Source organism: Halomicrobium mukohataei DSM 12286 (genome assembly GCF_000023965.1).
GTDB classification, from domain to species: domain Archaea; phylum Halobacteriota; class Halobacteria; order Halobacteriales; family Haloarculaceae; genus Halomicrobium; species Halomicrobium mukohataei.
In genome coordinates, this window is record NC_013202.1 from 1,568,980 (window position 1) to 1,587,955 (window position 18,976).

The 18,976-nt window shown below is 64.2% G+C and carries 18 protein-coding genes; 9 read left to right on the forward strand and 9 right to left on the reverse strand.

Going from position 1 to position 18,976, the window contains the following annotated elements; all coding sequences use genetic code 11:
- The first annotated feature begins 58 nt into the window (after positions 1-58).
- The 3 genes from HMUK_RS07850 to HMUK_RS07860 are packed head-to-tail and all read left to right on the forward strand — an operon-like array spanning position 59 to position 1,670.
- Entirely contained in the window at positions 59-934 is an 876-nt protein-coding gene (locus HMUK_RS07850) for a homoserine kinase (RefSeq protein WP_015762602.1), read from the forward strand.
- 49 nt (positions 935-983) lie between these two features.
- Positions 984-1,310, forward strand: a complete 327-nt coding sequence (locus HMUK_RS07855) for a hypothetical protein (protein WP_015762603.1) — start codon at positions 984-986, stop codon at positions 1,308-1,310.
- A 51-nt stretch (positions 1,311-1,361) separates the two neighbouring features.
- Positions 1,362-1,670 (forward strand): hypothetical protein, encoded by a 309-nt coding sequence (locus HMUK_RS07860; protein ID WP_015762604.1) that lies wholly within the window; start codon positions 1,362-1,364, stop codon positions 1,668-1,670.
- Here the strand turns inward: HMUK_RS07860 and HMUK_RS07865 are convergent, their stop codons facing one another.
- The 3 genes from HMUK_RS07865 to pdxS are packed head-to-tail and all read right to left on the reverse strand — an operon-like array spanning position 1,671 to position 4,454.
- Positions 1,671-2,960, reverse strand: coding sequence for a mechanosensitive ion channel family protein (locus tag HMUK_RS07865; protein WP_015762605.1), 1,290 nt, complete (start codon positions 2,958-2,960; stop codon positions 1,671-1,673).
- A 60-nt stretch (positions 2,961-3,020) separates the two neighbouring features.
- A complete protein-coding gene (locus HMUK_RS07870) occupies positions 3,021-3,518 on the reverse strand; it encodes a thiol-disulfide oxidoreductase DCC family protein (protein WP_015762606.1) in 498 nt (165 codons plus the stop codon).
- 30 nt (positions 3,519-3,548) lie between these two features.
- Entirely contained in the window at positions 3,549-4,454 is a 906-nt protein-coding gene (gene pdxS, locus HMUK_RS07875) for a pyridoxal 5'-phosphate synthase lyase subunit PdxS (RefSeq protein WP_015762607.1), read from the reverse strand.
- Positions 4,455-4,608: 154 nt separating this feature from the next.
- On the opposite strand from pdxS, the gene HMUK_RS07880 reads away from it, so the two are divergent.
- The gene (locus tag HMUK_RS07880) at positions 4,609-4,881 is read left to right on the forward strand and encodes a ubiquitin-like small modifier protein 1 (protein ID WP_015762608.1); all 273 of its coding nucleotides are present in this window, start codon (positions 4,609-4,611) and stop codon (positions 4,879-4,881) included.
- 4 nt (positions 4,882-4,885) lie between these two features.
- On the opposite strand, the gene HMUK_RS07885 is transcribed toward HMUK_RS07880, so the two are convergent.
- Positions 4,886-5,776, reverse strand: coding sequence for a GNAT family N-acetyltransferase (locus HMUK_RS07885; protein WP_015762609.1), 891 nt, complete (start codon positions 5,774-5,776; stop codon positions 4,886-4,888).
- A gap of 30 nt (positions 5,777-5,806) precedes the next feature.
- On the reverse strand, positions 5,807-7,078 hold the full coding sequence (gatD, locus tag HMUK_RS07890) for a Glu-tRNA(Gln) amidotransferase subunit GatD (protein WP_015762610.1): 1,272 nt from the start codon (positions 7,076-7,078) through the stop codon (positions 5,807-5,809).
- A gap of 231 nt (positions 7,079-7,309) precedes the next feature.
- Between gatD and HMUK_RS07895 the strand changes: the two genes are divergently transcribed.
- Entirely contained in the window at positions 7,310-7,699 is a 390-nt protein-coding gene (locus HMUK_RS07895; RefSeq protein ID WP_015762611.1) for a DUF7522 family protein, read from the forward strand.
- A 75-nt stretch (positions 7,700-7,774) separates the two neighbouring features.
- The gene (locus tag HMUK_RS07900; protein WP_015762612.1) at positions 7,775-9,025 is read left to right on the forward strand and encodes a DNA double-strand break repair nuclease NurA; all 1,251 of its coding nucleotides are present in this window, start codon (positions 7,775-7,777) and stop codon (positions 9,023-9,025) included.
- A 48-nt stretch (positions 9,026-9,073) separates the two neighbouring features.
- On the opposite strand, the gene HMUK_RS07905 is transcribed toward HMUK_RS07900, so the two are convergent.
- Positions 9,074-11,152, reverse strand: a complete 2,079-nt coding sequence (locus HMUK_RS07905; RefSeq protein ID WP_015762613.1) for a S9 family peptidase — start codon at positions 11,150-11,152, stop codon at positions 9,074-9,076.
- 160 nt (positions 11,153-11,312) lie between these two features.
- Positions 11,313-11,660 (reverse strand): DUF7113 family protein, encoded by a 348-nt coding sequence (locus HMUK_RS07910; RefSeq protein WP_015762614.1) that lies wholly within the window; start codon positions 11,658-11,660, stop codon positions 11,313-11,315.
- Between the two features lie 409 nt (positions 11,661-12,069).
- Here HMUK_RS07910 and HMUK_RS16740 point away from each other — a divergent pair, with 409 nt between their 5' ends.
- From HMUK_RS16740 to HMUK_RS07920, 3 genes are all read left to right on the forward strand, one after another.
- Positions 12,070-14,268: a glycosyltransferase gene (locus tag HMUK_RS16740; protein WP_015762615.1), complete on the forward strand. Its 2,199-nt coding sequence runs from the start codon at positions 12,070-12,072 to the stop codon at positions 14,266-14,268.
- A 448-nt stretch (positions 14,269-14,716) separates the two neighbouring features.
- Complete coding sequence (locus HMUK_RS07915; RefSeq protein WP_015762616.1) at positions 14,717-16,531, forward strand: ATP-binding protein; 1,815 nt, start codon at positions 14,717-14,719, stop codon at positions 16,529-16,531.
- A gap of 73 nt (positions 16,532-16,604) precedes the next feature.
- Complete coding sequence (locus HMUK_RS07920) at positions 16,605-17,033, forward strand: universal stress protein (RefSeq protein WP_018257735.1); 429 nt, start codon at positions 16,605-16,607, stop codon at positions 17,031-17,033.
- Positions 17,034-17,064: 31 nt separating this feature from the next.
- On the opposite strand, the gene HMUK_RS07925 is transcribed toward HMUK_RS07920, so the two are convergent.
- A complete protein-coding gene (locus HMUK_RS07925; protein ID WP_015762618.1) occupies positions 17,065-17,511 on the reverse strand; it encodes a universal stress protein in 447 nt (148 codons plus the stop codon).
- Between the two features lie 417 nt (positions 17,512-17,928).
- Positions 17,929-18,963, reverse strand: a complete 1,035-nt coding sequence (locus HMUK_RS07930) for a KaiC domain-containing protein (protein ID WP_015762619.1) — start codon at positions 18,961-18,963, stop codon at positions 17,929-17,931.
- Between the last annotated feature and the right edge of the window lie 13 nt (positions 18,964-18,976).

The following is an 18,976-nucleotide window of genomic DNA, read 5'->3' on the forward strand; positions in this document are numbered from 1 at the left end:
GGCCACACCCTGCGTACGGTCCGCTACCTTTTTGCCTGCAGTGGGGATACTCGGATGCATGTTGACCGTCCGGGCACCGGCAACGAGTGCCAATCTGGGGAGCGGGTTCGACGTGTTCGGCGTCGCGCTCGAGCGCCCGGCGGACGTGGTTCGCGTCTCGAAGGCCGAGCGGACGACCATCGAGGTGACGGGGGCCGGGAGCGAGTACATCCCGGAAGATCCGGAGAAAAACACCGTCGGCGCGGTCGCCAAAGCGCTCGACGCCCCGGCTCACATCGAGATCGACAAGGGCATCCGGCCCGCGTCGGGACTGGGTTCGTCGGCCGCCAGCGCCGCTGCCGCGGCCGTCGGCCTCAACGAGCTCTACGGCCGGGGCCACAGCCGCGAGGCGCTCGTGCCGATCGCCGCCAAGGGCGAAGCCGTCGTCTCCGGGGACGCCCACGACGACAACGTCGCCCCGTCGATCATGGGCGGGTTCACGATCGCGACCGACGACGGGGTCACGCAGGTCGACGCCGACATCCCGCTGGTGGCCTGCCTCCCCGACATCGTCGTCTCGACGCGCGACGCGCGACGCGTCGTCCCCGAGCGGGCCGGCGTCGATCAGCTCGTCGAGACCGTCGGCAACGCCGCCAGGCTCACGACCGGGATGCATCGGGACGACCCCGATCTCGTGGGGGCCGGGATGTACGACTCGATCGTCACGCCGGCCCGAGCGAAGCTGATCGACGGCTACGCGGGCGTTCGGGAGGCCGCGCTGGAAGCGGGCGCGACCGGGGTCACCATCAGCGGTGCCGGCCCGACCGTCATCGCCGCCTGTCACGAGGGCGACCAGCGCGCGATCGGCTCGGCGATGATCGAGCGCTTCGCCGAGGAGGACGTGGAGGCCCAGGTGTACCAGACCCGCATCGGCGCTGGTGCGACTGTGTTCTAGGCGCTGTCTCCACCAGTTCGCTTTTGTGTCACGTGATCGACGTGCGAATATGGTCCCCGACGCGAGCGACGACAGTCACGACCAGTCAACCGACGACGGCCGACCACGGCGAAGCGACGGCGGCGTCGATCCGGGGTTCGATCCGGACACGCTGTACCGGGTCGTTCGGGCCGCGATCAAAGACGCGCTGCTGGACGTGATCGGCACGCTGCTGTTGCTCGGCGTCGCGCTGGTGATCGTCGCTATGGGCGGACAGTTGCTCCTCGCTGCGATGTCCGAGGTGGCGATGGTGCTCGGTGCCCTGCTCGTCCTGTTCGGGCTCTACCTCGGGGCTGCGACGCTGGAGCTGATCCCGCCGCTTCGAGAGTGGCTGTGACCCTCAGTATAGCGGGTGAGTTTATCTGGCCAGAGTGCGTCGTGTGTGCACATGGCACGCAGACAACCGGAGTTCGGGACGGACGGCACCAGGTCGCCGGCACCGGTCGCGGATCGGCTCGTGTGGCTCGGTACCGCGCTGTGCGTGTTCGGAGTGCCGCTCGTCGTCGGCGTCGCTCTCGCGATCGTCCTGTCGGCACCGTCGCTGGCGGCGGGTGTCGACAGCGCCCTCGCGGCCGTCGAGGGGCCACTCGGCGCGCCCGACGGCGTCGAGTGGCTGCTCCACGTGGGCGTCCTCGGCGTGCTCGTCGGCGCGTGGCTCGTCGGTGCGGGGCTCGTGATCGGGGAGCTGTTGCCCTGATCAGTCCGTCTCGCCGTCGGCTTCCGCCGACGGTTGTCCGTCGGCCAGCGGACCGTCGCGCAGTCGGGCCGCGGTTCCGTCGCGTGCGGACAGTTCGCGCTGCGGGTACGGCACCGTGATCCCCTCGTCGTCGAACGCCTCCTTGACGCCGCTGACGACCCCCGAGACCGCCCGCCACTTGCGCGGTGGGCTCGGGTGCTCGATCCAGTAGCGCAGTTCCAGCACGATCGCGGAGTCGCCGAAGGCCTTCGGGATGACTTTCGGTGCCGGCGCGTCCTCGACGATCTCGACGGCTTCGATCGCGTCGAGGGCCACCGCCTCGGCGTGGTCGGGATCGGCGTCGTAGTCGATCCCGACCTCCGTCCGCAGCCGCAGTCGGCCGTTGGAACTCCGGTTGGTCAGGGACTGATCGTTGACCTTGTCGTTGGGCAGGACGACCGTCTCGCCGTCGAAGTTCTGGAGTCGCGTGTTGAGGATCGTGATGTCGGTGACGATCCCCTCCTGGCCGCCGACTTCGACCCAGTCTCCGACGGTGAAGGGGCGCGAGAACATGAGGACGAAGCCGGCGATTAGCGAACCCAGGGTCTGGCGGGCGGCCAGACCGACGACGATACCGAGGAATCCGGCCCCCACCAGCAGACCGCTGAGGTTGATTCCCCACAGCGTCATGATCGACGAACCGACGGTGACGAGCAGGACCACCTGGCCGACCCGCAGCATCACCTCTTCCTGGTGCTGGGTAACTCGATCTGCGCCCTGGCTGAACCGACTGATCACGTTCCTGAGCTGATCCGAGCCGACGTAGGCCAACACCAGTAACGCGGCCGTAATCGTCGCTTTGACCAGATGAGGGATCGCGTCGAGAATGAGGCGACCGGTGACGACGGCCACATCGACGAGTCCCCACACGACCAGCAGTGAGAGCGCACCGACGATCGTGACAGACACCTGCAACACCCGCAGCGCGATCCCCGAGATCGTCGTCGGAATGTACATGCCGACCAGCTCGACGCCGTCCGCGACGCGGCTGTCGAACAGCCGGGACGCGAGGACGCGACGGATCTGGCGAACGAGCAGCGGGACGACGACGAAGACGGCGAGCAGTGCGGCGATCACGAGTACGGCGGTGACGGCGGCCCGCCCCTGTGTCGTCGCGAGTTCTTCGAGGAACTGTTGGCCCTCCCCGAAGACGGACGCGACGGTGTCCTGAAACACCGGCCAGTTCGACGCGGAGCCGTTGGTCGGAGCTGGTGTCTCCTCGCCGACCGGGGTCGGCGTCGTCGCCTGCATGGTTCCTCGGGGGACCTACAGCGGCTTCAGGGTTGTCCTCCGGATCGACACTGTCGGGCGTCAGTCGAGCCGCCGCTCGACGAACCGATCGCGGATCTCGGGATCGGGCACCTGACACTCCTCGCTGCGTCCGAACACGCGATAGCGATACGCTGCCACCACGTCGTACGCCCGGTCGAGAACGCCCGCGGGCAGTGCGATCGCCGGGTACAACAGCGGCCACGGGCCGTCGAGCCGTCGGGCCACGCGCAGTGCGGCCGTCGACTTCGTGGCGACCTCGCCGTCCTCGATCAGGACGACGGAGTCGAAGGTCTCGGTCGACAGGTCGTGGCGTTCGAGCAGGGCCTGGCCGATCTCGGACTGGAGCGGTGCGAACTGGAACGTCCCGGCCGCGTCGAACCGCACGACGAACCGAACTGCGGCGTTACAGAGGTTACAGACGCCGTCGAACAGGAGGACTGGTCCGTCGATGGCATCGAGTCGAGCCGCCACGGCGCGCCCGTCGCTCCCGCCGTCGCGGTCGTCGGAGCCGTCGTCCGCGGGAGTGTCGGCGCTCACGGGTCGTGGTTGCTCGCCGTGTTCGAACGCTCAGACGCCACGGCCCTGCATCTTCTCTTCTTCGGGCAGGTCGGCGTTGGCGTCGCCCTTCATGCCGCCGCCGATGTCCGACGCGATCTCGGCGAGTCGCTCGGGGTCGTCCCAGTTGTTGACCGCCTCGACGATGGCGGTGCCCATCGCTTCGGGGTCCTCTGCGCCGAAGATGCCCGAGCCGACGAAGATGCCGTCACAGCCGTGGTGCATCATCAGCGCGGCGTCGGCGGGAGTCGCGATGCCACCGGCGGCGAAGTTGACGACCGGGAGGCGTCCCATCTCGGCGGTCTCGTGGACGAGATCGGCCGGGGCCTCGTGCTCGCGGGCCCACTTCTCGCGTTCCTCGTAGCTCATCCCGTCAAGCTGTCGGATCGCGCCCTTAATCGACCGCTGGTGGTGGACGGCCTGGTTCACGTCGCCGGTGCCGGCCTCGCCTTTGGTTCGAATCATCGCCGCGCCCTCGTCGATCCGGCGCAGCGCCTCGCCGAGGTTCCGCGCGCCACAGACGAACGGGGCGGTGAACTCGCGCTTGTCGATGTGATAGCGGTCGTCGGCCGGCGTGAGCACCTCGCTCTCGTCGACCATGTCCGCACCGGCGGCCTCGAGGATCTGGGCCTCCTTGGTGTGTCCGATCCGGGACTTGCCCATCACCGGGATCGACACCTCGTCGATGATCGCCTGCAGCGAGGCGGGGTCGGCCATCCGGGAGACGCCACCGCGCTTGCGGATGTCCGCCGGCACGGCTTCGAGGTTCATCACGGCGACGGCACCCACGTCCTCCGCGATGCGGGCCTGCTCGCGGTCGACGACGTCCATGATGACGCCGCCCTTCTGCATCTTCGCGAAGCCGCGCTTGACCAGTTCCGTCCCCCGCTTGAGCTCTTCGAGATCGGTATCGGACATTACGCTCCGCTTAGGGTCGGACTCACTTAACGCGTGTCCTTCTGTGTGGGACACAGTTTCACGGCGTGTGCCCGCTCGCGCTCGGGCCGGCGGCGAACCGACGCCGTCGATTCGGTACACAAAGGCTTTGGCCAACGCGGCCGGCGGATCAGGTATGCACTGGCGGCTCTTCGCGACGCTGGCCGAGACGGCCGGCGAGGATCGGGTGTCGGTCGACGACGCCGAGACGGTCGGCGAGGCCCTCGACGCACTGCTGTCGGCCCACCCCGCACTCGAATCGGAAGTGCTGGACGACGACGGCTCGATGGTCGATCACATCCGGCTGCTCCACGACGGCGACGATCCGTTCGCGGCCGGCGACGGACTCGACACGCCCGTCTCACCGGGCGACGAGTTGGCGCTGTTCCCGCCGGTTAGCGGCGGATAGCGCGTCACTCTTCGCCCGTCAGATCCGCGGCCGTGACGAAGGTCGGCGAGTCGTCGGTGTCGGCCCGGACGAACGCCGCCTGCCCGACGTGGCGTGGCGTCTCCGGGAGCAGGATTCGGACGGCGTCGGCACCGATCGCCGCGGCGTCGTCGCGGATCGCAGTGACCAGCGCGTCGGCGGCGTCGGCGTCGTCCCACGCGGCGACGCCGTACTCGGCGATCCGTTCGTCAGCGCCGGCTGCCGTCCTGACCCGGCAGGCCATCCCGCAGGTGCCGTCGCGCCTGACCGCGAACACGCGCTGCTCGTCGGCCAGGTCGTGGAGGGCGTCGCGGGTCAGCTCCGAGAGGGCCCAGGAGTGTCCCGCATCGAGGGCCAGCCCCCGCAGTGCCGTCCGCGCGTCGCTGTCGGTCCAGTAGTCCCAGGCCGCCGCGGGATCGGGGTCGACGGTCTCGCTGGGGGTTCCCTCCCGTGGTGTCGGCTCGGCCCACCGGAAGCTCGTCACCGGCTCGAACCCCGCGGCGATCGACTGACCCAGTCCGGCGTCGTTCCACGAGAACACCATGTTCCGGGCGACGGTCGCGCCCCGGTCCCGTGCCCACTCGAAGAGCGCGTCGACCATCCGGAGTCCCAGGCCTGCTCGCCGGTGGTCGGGATCGACGCGCATCCCCTGGAGCCACGCCTCGTGGTCGGTGAGCACGAGCGCCTGACAGAGCCCGACTGCCCGGCCGTCGATGTCCGCGACCACCGTGCGTTGGTCCGGCCCGTCGCCCGCGACCCAGTCGCGGAACACGTCCGGAATGTAATCGCGCTGCTCGCGGTCGTCCCAGGTGTCGGCGGTGAAGGCGGCGACGGCCTCGTCGTCGTCCTCGCGGGCCTGTCGAACGGTCCCGTTCATGCGTGACCCTACGTGCCGAGCGCCTTGAAACTACGTCCAGGGGCGGGACTGGGACTGGATCTCGCCGGCCAGGGGCTCGCTCATCGTGTCGGCCACGTCGGACGTGTTCGCCAGCGCCCACATCAGCTTCACCTTCGCCGTTCCGGGGAGCATGTCCTCGCCTTCGACGACGCCGGCCGCCAGCAGATCACGGCCGGTGTCGTAGACCCGGTCACACACTCGCCCGTCGAGACACTGACTGGTCATGACCACCGCGGTGCCGTCGTCGGTCAGGTCGTCGACGACCTCGATCCAGTCGGTGTCGACGTGGCCCAGCCCGGTGCCCTCGACGACGATGCCCGCGGCGTCGTCGAGCATCGCCAGCCGACTCGCGTCGGTGCCCGGCGTGAACTTCACCAGCTCCACGTCCGTCTCAAGTTCGTCGTGCAGTGCCAGTTCGATCTCGCCGCGCTGGGCGTGCTCCCGGCGGAACGTGACGCCATCGGTCGAGTCCGAATCGCTCTCGCTGACCGCCTCGTAGTCGACGGTGCCGAGGGGCTCGGCACCGACGGTCTCGAAGGCGTCCCGACGGGAGGTGTGGTTCTTCCGGACGCGGGTCCCGCGGTGGAGCGCACAGCGGTCGTCGGACTCGCTTTCGTGCATACAGACCATGACCTCCGCGGCGTCGCTCTTTGCCGCCGCGACCGCAGACACCGCGTTCATGACGTTGTCCGAGGAGGGACGGTCGGCCGATCGCTGGCTGCCGGTGAAGACGATCGGCACCGGCGTATCGAGCATGAAGGCCACGGCGCTGGCCGTGAACTGCATCGTGTCGGTGCCGTGCATGACGACGACGCCGTCCGCACCGGCCTCGATCTCCTCGTGGATCGCCCGTGCGAGGTCCTGCCAGACGGCCGGCGTCATGTTCTCCGAGAGGATGTTGGCGACGACGCGGCCGCGGTAGTTGGCCATCCCCGCGAGGTCTGGCACCGCTCGTAACACGTCTTCGGCGTCGAACTGTGCGGTCACCGCGCCGGTGCGGTAGTCGACGGTGGAGGCGATCGTGCCCCCGGTCGAGATCAGCGACACCGTCGGCAGCGACTCGTCGAACTCCACCGTCGAGGTGCCTTCCTCGTCCTGTGCGCTCTCGACGTCGTACACGTCGGTCTCGACGACCTCGACGGTCGCGTCTTCGCGATCGATGCCGACGTTGTATCCGCCGTCGAGCTTGACGACGAGGTGGTCGGGCGTGCTCGACGGCAGGAGGACGCCCTCGTAGGCCTGCGCTCCGCGTTCGACGTGGATCCGGTCGCCTGCGTTCATGGCCGGTCGTTCCCGCCGCCGGGACGTAAACCCTCTCGTTTCACCGCCGAGCGGGACCGCCAGCCGGGAGCGGGCCGCGCCGTCGTCGATATAGTAGCCATTGAAAATCAATGCACACCAGATCGCACGACGGCAGTGCGATCGATGTGTAAATCGTTTCAATTGTTACTATAGGGGCCAACGGTCGCCGCGAACCCCGAAGTTATACGTCTCGCAGGCGACCGTCGGCGTATGAGCCAGTCGATCATCGACCCAGAGTTCGGCGACAACATCGTCACGACCGCCCGGACGGCGACCGGCGACAGCCTCCGGTCGGTGACCTACTTCACGCGGGCCAACTTCGAACAGCTCTATCTGCGCGAGGACCTCGAACAGGACGCCGACCTCAACGACTTCGTCGGCCACGAGTGGCAGGGGTACAAGCAGACCGAAAACGCCTACCAGGAGTCAGAGCTTGGCGAGTACCTGTTCACCGTCCGGGCCTTCGAGAACGGCTACCTCCTGCGGGTCACCGCGGAGCGCTCTGGCGTGTTGATCACGACCGACGGGCTGTCGATGAGCTCCTACGAGGAGATCGCCGAGGCCATCGGTCGGATGCTCGACGAGCAAAACGAGGAGTGACACCACTTCGGGGCCGCTGGGGCGACCGTCGCCGGCCGTGACAATTCTTATGACTCGTCGGCGAAAGGCTCGGGTATGACACTCGACCCGGTGCACGTCGACGGGATCGCGCGCCTCGCCGGGCAGATCGAGCAGGGGGTCGACGAACAGGACCACCGCGCGTTCGCCGAGACCGTCTGGCAGGAGTTTCTGGACCCGCTCGTGGTCGACGGCCGGGCGGTGCTGGAGCCGATCGACGAGCAGCGCCGCCGCAAGGTCGACATGCAGGACGCCGCGCTCCAGGCGACGCCGTTTCCCACCCAGCACGGGCTGGACTCGGGGACGATCAACCCAACGACGTTCAAAAACGGCGTCGTACTGGACGTTGCCCAGGCCGCGATGAGCGCCGTCCCCTCCGACCTGGAGTTGCACCGCGGCCGGACGATCGTCATGACCGCCCACTCGAACGACGCCACGGCCAGCCTGACCGAGGACTGGCGGATGGACGACCAGGGGTACGCCCGCCAGCGAGTCCTCCAGACGCCACGGGTCGACCGGTACGAACAGGACGTGGTCCACGCGCTCGCGCTGTACCTCGCCGAGAGCGAGCACGCCCTCCAGCAGGCCGACGTGGTCGAGGACCTGCTCGTCCTCGACGGTCCGATATACCCGACCGGGCTCCTCCAGTGGGCCGACCACGATCCCGAACTCGCCGAGTTGCTCGTCAAGGAGGACGTGCTCGCCGTCGTCGAGAACTACGTCACCCTCGTCGAGACGTTCCTCGATCGAGATGTCCCCCTGATCGGCTTCGTCAAGTCGACCGGCTCGAAGGCGCTGAGCCGCGCCGTCCGCAAGAACCAGGGGCAGGCTCCGTGGGCCAACGACGCCGCCTTCTTCGAGAAGCTTCTCGCGCGGCGCGACGACGACGGCGAACTCCTGACCGACGCACTGACCTGCACGAACTGGTTCCGGTCGCGGATCGGCACCGACCGCCCGCTCTCGACGGACGGCGACGCGCTGGGGATCGACCGCGAACTCGATCCGGCCGCCTACGAGGTGACGTTCTTCGTCGTCTACGATCCCCGCGAGGACGTGCTGTACCGCGTCGAAGCCCCCTACGGCGTCACCCGCGACGCGGAGACGCGGGACGCGATCACCCGCCAGGTGCTCGCCGACGTGGCCGCCGAGCGCGGCCCGCCGCTGTCGGTCGCCAAGGCCGACGAACTCGCCCGGATCGGGCGCGACGAGAAGGCGGCGCTCCGGGAGAAAATCGAGAGCCAGCTCGACAGCGACCGCCAGCGCGAGTACAACGACGTGCGCTGGGGGGCCGACTTCGAGGAGCTGTAGACTCCCGTCTCGGCCGAGACACTGGCCCACGACACCCCAGAACGACGCTCACACCTCGTCGGCGCTCCCTGTCAGGTCGGCGTCGGGCTCTCGTTCGAGTGCCGGCGGGACCGATCGGTCCGCCGCGTAGCCGTCGAACCAGCGGACGATCCGCTCGATCCGGTCGACGACGTGGCCGGGCTGGCCGCTCCGGGAGAGTTCGTGGCCCTCGTCGGGATACCGGACGAGACGCGTGTCGACGCCGTGTTTCCGCAGGATGCGATGGAAGAGTTCGGCCGAACAGATCGGCGTCCGGTAGTCGTCCTCGCTGTGGAGGATCAGCGTCGGCGTCGCCACCTCGTGTGCGTGCCCCGTCGGCGACTGAGATTGCAGGAACGCGGGCTCCTCCCAGGGAGTCGTATCGAAGTCGTCCTCGACCAGCTTGTAGGCCCAGTCCGTCGATCCGTAGAAGCCGAGCAGGTCGTAGACCCCGCGCTGTGAGACCGCGGCCTCGAACTGGTCCGTCTGACTCACCAGCCAGGCGGTCATGTACCCGCCGAAGCTCCCACCCGTGACGAACAGCTGGTCCTCGTCGACGGAGGGCCGCTCGGCGACCGTCGCGACGCCGGACAGCACGTCGCTGGCCGTGACATCGCCCCAGTCGCGCTCGATCGCCTGCATGTACTCCTTGCCGTACCCCGCCGAGCCACGCGGGTTCGACCAGAAGACGACGTAGCCCCTGGACGCGAGAGTCTGGAACTCGTGCCACATCGTCCCGCTGGTCGTCCACATCGCGTGTGGGCCGCCGTGGACCTCGACGGCCAACGGGTACGACTCCTCGGGGTCGAACTCCGGCGGCGTCAGCACCCACCCCTGGCACGTCCTGTCGTCGGTCTCGTGGCCCGCGTCGCCAGCGGGAAAGCGGATCTCCTCGGGTTCCTGGACCGCGTGCGTATCGAGGTACTCGGCGTTGCACTCGGTGAGTCGCGTCGTCTCGCCGTCGGCGTCGGCGACGAACAGGTCCCCGGGATGGTCCCAGCTGCTCTGGACGTACGCGACGCGGTCGTCCCCGATGTCGAAGCCGTCGATCGCCGACCACTCGTCGCGACGCACTCGCTCCGGCTCGACCGCGACCGGTCGCGGCTCCGATTCGGGGCTGTCCGTCGTCGCGAGGTCGGCCGCGTGGACTCGCCAGAGCGCCGTCGCGCCCTCGTCCGGCGTCCCGAAGTACAGAGTCCCACCGTTCGGGTCCCACGTCGGTCCCAGATCGGTGTCGAGCGTCCGGTCGAGCGCTGCGGTGAGGTCGTGGACGGTGTCGGTCTCGTCGAGCAGGTGCAGCTCCGTCTGTGCCATGGTCCCCTGCTCCGGGTCGGTGTAGGAGAACGCGACGCGTCGCCCGCTGGCCGCGAGCGTCGGCTGGAACGTCGTCGTCTCGTGGCGCACGACGCTGTCGCCGCTGTCGAGGTCGTACGCTCTGATCTCCGTCGCCAGCGAGTCGTCGGGGTCGGCCACGTCGGCGTCGCGGGCGACGTACAGCGTGTCTCCGTCGCCCCAGGTCGGACTCGCGTGGTCGCGGTCGGCCGTCGTCACGCGCTCGACGCCCTCGCCGTCCGCGGTGGCGAGATACACCTGACTCCGTCTCCCGTCGCGATACCGCTCTGCGGTCCGGTACACCGTCCGGTCGACCACGCGCGGGTCCGGCGTCTCCGGCTCGAAGTCGGGTTCGACTTCGAGATCGCGGTCCGCCTCGCGGTCTGCGTCGGTCACCTGCTGGACGAACGCGATGCGCTCGCCGTCGGGTGCCCAGGCGATCTGGCCGACGCCGCCGACGACGCTGGTGACCTGCGTCGCCTCGCCGCCGTCGGTCGGCACCACCCAGAGCTGCTGGCGGTCGTCGGCCCCGCGGGTCGAGACGAACGCGAGGCGGTCGCCGCTCGGGCTCCATCGTGGCTCCGAGTCGACGCCCTCCGCGAGCGTGAATCGCTGCACCTCGCCGCCGGTGGCGTCGGCGACGTACACCGTGGCCTCGTACTCGCTGTCGTCGCTGGGGGTTCGCCGGACGTAGGCGACCCGGTCGCCCGAGGGCGAGAGACGTGGCGTCGAAACTTGCGCGAGATCGTGATAGTCGGCGGCGCTGATCGGCTCCATACCATCGCCTGTGACTGACAGCCAAAGACAGTGGTGGATCCCGTCGCAGATCGCCGTGACACGGCCCGGAGAGTTCGTCTCATACTGCCAGCTGTAACTTCGTGAAGATCTTCGCCACCCCGGGGTGGCGAAATCGGTCACAGATTTACAGCCGGTAGTATCACTCCGCGTGCTCTGGGTCGGACTCCCGGGTCACCGTGATCTCGACCTCGTCGGCGTCGATACCGAGCCTGACGAACTGGGTTCGGACGTGATCTTTCGCGGCGTCGAGGGCCTGCTCGCGGTCCTGAAAGCCCCGCGGCATCGGCGACTCGAACGCGATCTGGATCTCTTCGCCACCGATCGTCTGCGTGCTACCGCCGGTGTCCACTTCGTAGAACTCGTCGCAGATCCAGACGTACGGCGCGTCGTCGTCGGGGCTGCCGGCGAACTCCGGGGCGTCCTCGCCGTCCTCGTAGATCGTGCCCGTCAGCGCCGTCCCGCCGGCCGCACCGTGTACCAGAAGCATCGTCGGAACTTGTGTCTCCACTCTCTTCGATATTTCGGCCTCGAAGCCGACACCACGGCACGAACGATCACGAGAGCGTGTCATGGAACCCGCCACGAGATGTTATTTCTTAGAAACCCTCACCGAAATATTCGATTAGTATGAATGCGAATTGGACGCTGGGGGCTATGCTAACAATAACTCAGCTTTAAACGTTAGCGTCGGAGAGGTCCGTGATCGGCATCATCTGTCCTTGTCACCGCCTTCGTCACACTCCAACGTGTAAAGCCGAGCTTTTAATATAGTCCAATAACAATTATAGGTTGACACTATCGGTTGTAGCCTCGTGAAAATCTTTGCCATCTCGGGTAGTACCATCGTTCATAGATTTACAGGCTCCGACCCACCTGCTTGCCGCTGACATCATTCTATGAGGGGATCAAAAACAATACAGAAATTAAAAAGTGTTTTGGTAGTATACAAGCTAATATGGTATATTTCTCTCGGACTTGGTGTTTTTGGGGCTTTTACTGCTGGAATTACAAATCATTCTGCAGGCTGGGTGTTTTTTATTTTTCCAATGGTAATTCTCATCAGTTTCTCTCTGATTAATAGTTGGCAAGTAATGCAACGAGGTGTAGCGCAACCAGCAGGCGGGCAATTCACAATACTTGCTGGTCCAACTGTATTTTTTCTTGCGCTCATTCTGTCATCAGAGATTATACCAGCACAAGTACAAATCCCATTTATCGGCAAGCTCACTATTCTTGTTACCGGTACACAGGCGTTGTTTTTGTCGATAAGTTTGCAAGGTGAGGAAGCACCTCTCTTTCGGCGGAATATAATTCCAGCAGCCAGTCATCTGCTCATCGGTCTGGGTTCTATTCTGTTGGTTGTAGCTGCGCTTCGAATTACGGTCACGCGTGTGTTCCAAGGAGTGGTACTTTGGTACGCTACTGGATTGACTGTGTTGTTACTCAATACGTTCTGGCGAAATCAGCGAATTGATTCAAGTAGGTTCAAATCATCAAGTGGAATTTCTGATGATTGGAACAATATATTGTTAATTTCAGTTGTTATTGGTATTATTTCTGCTATATTTATTGTCTTTAGTTCATTAAACCAGCCGTTGACTCTAGAGATCGTCGCTCTGGCTCGACCATGGGCATTTGATACTACGCTCGAACAATTTGCAGTAATAGTTGTCGGGACCTGTGCAGTGCTCGCATTTGCAACACTCAGTGCTCCGACATCTGCACCTAGTCCCGTGCAGCGACTCAATCGCATAGCAATTACTATCAGCTCGCAAGCCCTCACAACCGCTATTTTGCTGAACACGCTACTGCTTGGTCTGTTCTTCGTGGTTCCACCTCTACTGACACTAATATTTGGCCTACTTATCGTGCTCGTTACACTCACAGTTATTCTGGATTATCTAAGAGCTGTATACATTAGCCGCAATCAGACTGGAAACACGCCAACTGAGCCGGTGTCAGCCTGTATTTCGTCGTCTATAACTGTAGTTATTCCGGCATACAATGAAGCCGGTGTTCTGTCAGAAACAATTGAGCGCAATATCAAAGCATTGAACAGACTGCAATTCTTGTTGGTCCCAGCAGCGGGGTCTACGGATGAAACTGTAGAAATTGCACATCAGTTCCAGGCCAACTATCCTGATCGCATCCGTGTATTTGAGGGGACAACTGGATCCAAGGCGGGTGATTTAAATCGTGCATGGAACAGAATTGACACTCCATTTGTGCTTCTGTTGGATGCTGATGAGGTTACAGATATGGTATTTGTTTCACGGGCACTTCGAACTCTAAAAGAGTCTCCAGATGTAGGCATTGTCCAAGCCCGCAAGGTACCCCGTCAGCTAGATAACTGGATGGCTCGATTCGTTGCGGCAGAGCGTCGAGTTCAGACATGGATAAGTCACCAATTTATTCACGATGTGTGCGCAGCGAGCCATTTTGCGGGGTCAGGAGCAGTACTCAGACATAAGGTCCCAAATGAAATAGATGGCTGGTCGCCACAAGCTCTGACTGAGGATATTGATTTTACTATACGGTTATACTTACAGACTGACTGGCAGATTAGTTACAACTCGCGGCTAGCCGTGTATACTCTTCCACCTGCAACGATCTCCAATTTGATTCGACAGCGTCGGCGGTGGACACGCGGCTGGGTAGAAGTAACGTGGCGTTACACACGTAATCTCATTCATTCACGACAGACCCTCGGATGGCGGAAAACGGCCGGTCTTCTTTGGGAACTATTTTCAACTATCAGTGCACCACTTTATTTGGTTTCGATAGCAATTACAATATTCATATTTGGCGAATTAGGACAGTCTTTTCCCCTATTGTTCGTAGTTTCACTTGCAGTATTTTTATTGCCTGCACGGGGCATTATTTTTTCATACACAGCAAAGAACGACATAATAAAATCCGTAGATGGAATCCAGATTGTAGCAGTGTTCTTCTTCGCGTATCTCTGGATGCTTTTTATATGGCTAATACAGCTTCATGTTCTCTATCTTCAAATATCAGGAACTCCAAAAAAATGGGAGGTGACACAGAAACAAATATATGAAAATAATTCTGCTCATAATCTTTGGTCTGATTGATTACTTGTTATTATAGATGATACATGTAGTAACTAATATGAAATGGTTGTGTCCGCCAGAATCTCTAGTCAGCCGGTAGAGGTGTGCTAAGTATTTCCCACGCCTGCCAATGCTGCTAATTTGGCATATAGATATTCTGTATCTTGCACCGGAATCCTAACAGGTAGCGGATGGGTTGTCGCTTCCCGCGTCACGTTCTTTGCCTGTATTGTCCGAGTCGTATTCCGCTCGAACGACCGGATTCTTCGAACCACTCGTCCGCGCGATTCACTGGTCGAGCGGAGCGAGACCGGCTTTTGGTATCGACGGGTTTTCGCCGAGCGGTTCGCGTCGTGAATCCGAGGCGAAAAACGGTCGCACAGTATCGGTCGTCGGCAGATGGCCACAACGAGGATTGTGACCGTCTCCGGGGGAAAGGGGTTAGTCGGGGGAGCGACATTGGTCCCGTATGTCTGATCTCGGGGATTTCACGGAGTTCGACGCCGACGACAGCGAGTCGTCGACGCCAGCCGACGGAGCGACGGGAGACGAAGACGGGGCCGCGGCCGACGAGGACGAGGCCTTCGAGGAGATGGACATCGAGCCAAGCGGGCGCGACCGCGGGATCGGCGTCCTCTCGGCCTCGGAGGGGCTGGCGATCTGCGAGGACGAGCGCGAGACCTGCCTGCGGGCGTACGTCACCGTCGGCAACCGCTCGGACGTGCGCATCGGCAAGTACCTGCTCGTCCCCTATCCGGACGGTGAGCGACTGTTCTGTCGGATCTCGGCGCTGGAGTACGCCCAGGAGTTCCGCGCCGACGACGCGACCGAGATCCACGCGCGCCGCGCCATGCGCTCGGGTGGGATCGACGAGCAGGACTTCAAGTTCATGGCGACGCTGGAGCCCGTCGCCGTCCTCTATGGGACGGGCGACGACATGAAGCGCCGGATGACCGACCGCGTGCCAAAGCCCGAGACAGTCGTCCGCCAGGCCACCGACAAGAGCGAGATCAAGACCGGGCTGAAGATCCCCGAGGACGGCGTCTTCCTCGGGCATCTCTCGGTCGGCGGCGAGAAGGTCCAGACGGCCGCCGAGCCGCCGACGATCGACTACCGGCTAAAAGACGACTACGAAGCGGGCGATCCGCTGGTCTTCCGGCACACGCTCGTGGCCGGCGGCACCGGGTCGGGCAAGACCCACGGCTCGAAGAACATCCTCCGGCAGTACCTCGCCGAGGACCGAACGTATCCCATCGAGGGAGAGGACCGCGACGTGTCTCCCTGTCTGGTCATGTTCGACCCACAGGACGAGTACGCTCAGATGCACGACGACGGCGACCTCCCCGAGGAGTTCCAGCGCCGCTGTGAGCGCGAGGGGATCGCCTGTGGCGGCCACGAGGACACGACGGCGTTCGTCCCGAAGGTGTCGGGTTCGAGCTACGCCGCGAGCCACCACCGCGCCGAGCAGGTCGAGTTCACCATCCCCTTCTCGATGGTCTACTCGAACCCGTGGCTGATCGCCGGCAGCCAGCTCAACGACAATCAGTACAGCGCCCTCCACTACCTGCTCGACCGGTTCGAGAAGGAGTACGGCGAGGACGGGACCTACGACCAGTTCACGACGTTCCTCGACGACCCCGCGCTCAAGGAGGAACTCGACGAGTCCGGCCGCGTCCACGAGGCGACCTTCGACGCCGTCAAGCGCCGGGCCTACGGCTTCGGCGGCGTCTTCGATCAGGACGCCCGGCCGATCACCGACATGGTCAAACAGTTCGTCCGCTCGGGCGGGATCAGCGTGGTCCCGACCTACCACATCAACGACTCCCGCTCGAAGACGACGGTCGTGCTGGCGCTGGCCTCGATGCTCGTCGACGAGAAGCTCTCGAACAGCCCGCGCTACGACCGCATCAAGGAGACGCCGCTCATCCTCGGGATGGACGAGGCCCACAACTTCCTGACCGACGCCGACAACGTCCAGGCCCGGAAGGTCATCGGGAAGTTCACCGAGGCCGCGAAACAGGGCCGCAAGGAGCGCCTCGGGCTCTTCCTCATCACGCAGGACCCCCAGGACATCGCTGATCCCGTCTTCAAACAGATCAACAGCACCGTCGTCCTCAATCTGGGCGACGAGGACGCCATCTCCGCGGTCAACATCCCCGCGAACCTGGAGTCGAAGGTCCCCTACATGGAGAAAGGCCAGATGGTGGTGTACTCGCCGGACAACTCCGAGCCCGTCGAGATCCAGGGACTCGCGACCTGCGTGACCAAGCACGGGCGAGAGTGATCCCGCCGGCACGCGCGATGGCTCACGGCGAAGCAGTCGAAGGGTATAATCCACAGCCATGACAGTACCGGACATGGGCAAGCGAATTCTGGTCCCGGTCGACGGCTCAGAGCAGGCGGAGACGGCTTTCGAGTTCGCGATCGACGAATTTCCGGACGCGACGATCGTCCTGCTGAACGTCATCAATCCGGCCGAAGCCGGTTACAGCGCACAGGCCTCGATGCCCTCCTTTTCCGAGGAGTGGTACGAACAGCAACAGAGCGCCGCACAGGAGTTGTTCGACGATCTGATCGCCGACGCCGGTATCGGCGACCGCGAGGTCGAACGGGCCGTCGAGGTCGGGCGGCCGACCACGGCGATCGTCGACTACGCCGACGACAACGACATCGACCAGATCGTCATGGGGAGTCACGGCCGCTCGGGCGTCTCCCGGATCGTCCTGGGCAGCGTCGCCGAGACGGTCGTCCGACGGGCGGACGTGCCCGTGACCGTCGCGCGGTAGGGCGGGCCTCGCGGCGTGCTGTGGCCTCCGTTCACCCCGCGTGGCGCACGATGTGTACGTCGTAGGTGGGATCTTCCGAGATCGGCGCGCCGACGCTACAGACCGGCGTCGACACGCGCCCGGCGTTCTCGCTGCCGATGAACACGATAGAAGCCTCGATATCGTGGGACACTTCCCGGATCGTCCGCACCACGTCGGTGGTCACGTCCGCCATCGAACTCACGTCCGCGGGCCGCTCGACGCGGAAGGTGGCCGCGGGCGCGATCTCTGTCACCTGCCGCTCGAACCGGTCGGCGACGGCCGCTGGATCGTACGATTCGCCCTCGTCGATCCAGCCCCGCTCGACCGCGTAGTCGGCGTCGTCGGGGATCACCGAGAGCGCGACCACGTCTTGCCCGGTGTACTCAGAGAACTCCACGGCGCGTTCGAGGGCGGCTCGTGCGAGCGCCGACCCGTCGAAGGGAACGAGCAGCGTCATGATCGTCGGATCTCGCGGCGGTCGCTTAACTCTTGGCGAGACGGCTGACAACGTGAACGGAGTGGATATAGTAGCCATTGAAAATCAATGCACATCCGATCGCACGGCCGCAGTGCGATCGGTGTGTAAATCGTTTCAATTGTTACTATAGCACCTCGTGTCTCTCCAGTCAGTGGCGTTACTCGACTGGTTCGGTCTCTGCGTTCTCAGCTCTCGCACAATGCTGTCGCGGCTTCCGTGCCGCGATAGTGCATGCAAGTTCGTTGCTGTGAGCACCCCGGCGACCGAGCGGTCCGGAGGACCCGGCAGGTCGCCGGGTTCACCGCGAGCGTGCCGACGGCACGACTCGCGGCTTTTTTCATCGACGTTTTTGCGCGAGCGGTGCGCGAAGCGCACCCGAAGCGGAAAAAGGTCGGTTTAGAAAATATTGGCCTGCTGGTAGACGCTGATGCCCTCCATCGTGATCTCGTAGGGCTTGGTCTCGCGGGAGTGGTTGGCGTTGCGGATCTTCTGGATCTCGACGGCGAGGCGGGTCTCACGGGTTTCGGTGCGGACGTACTGGAGGACGAAGACGGCGTCGGTCAGGTACTCGATGATGCCGTGGCGCGAGGCGTAGGGGTTGTCCTCGCTGGCCTCGGAGGTGAGCATCGTCGTGACCCCGGCGTTTTTCAGCGAGCGGGTGAAGTCGAACACTTCCGTCCGGCGCTTGGCCTGGTCGTCGTACATCATCTCCAGCAAGGACACCGAGTCGAGCACGAGTCGGTCGGCGTCGAACTCCTCGATCAGCGCCGGGAGTTCGCCCCGGATGTTGTCGAGGCTGTTGGCCATCTCGACCGGGTCGAGGTCGACGATGGCCAGCTGGCCCGTCTCCTCGTAGTGTTCGAACTCCCAGCCCCGCTCCTCGGCGGTGGCGATGATGGCTTCACGGCTCTGTTCGAGCGTGATGAACACGGCGTTGTCGCCCTGTTGGAGGCCGTGGTGGAGAAACTGGAGGCCGAAGGTGGTCTTCCCGGTCCCGGCAGAGCCGATGGTGACGATGAGGTGGCGTTCGGGGATGCCTCCCTGGATCATCTGGTCGAGGCCGTCGATGCCGAGGTCGATCCGCGGGATCTCGGACTCGAAGTCATCGTCCTCGAACCCCTCGGAGTCGTCGCCCGGGTCGCCGGCCGAGGCGAACGCCGACTCGAAGTCGTCGTCGAACAGCGAACCGTCGTCGTCTTCATCGAAGGGACCCGCCTCGTCGGTACCGCCGTCGAAGGGACCGTTCCCGACCGCTTCGTCCGGGGAGTCGTCCCGGTCGAAGGGGCTGTCGCTGTCGGTGTCTGCTTCGAAGGGGCTGTCGCTGTCGGTGTCTGCTTCGAAGGGGCTGTCGCTGTCGGCGGGTTCTGACTCGCCGTCGTCGTCGGACTCGTCGACGGCGCTCTCGAACCAGTCGTCGTCGTCTTCACTCATGGCGTGATCGAGC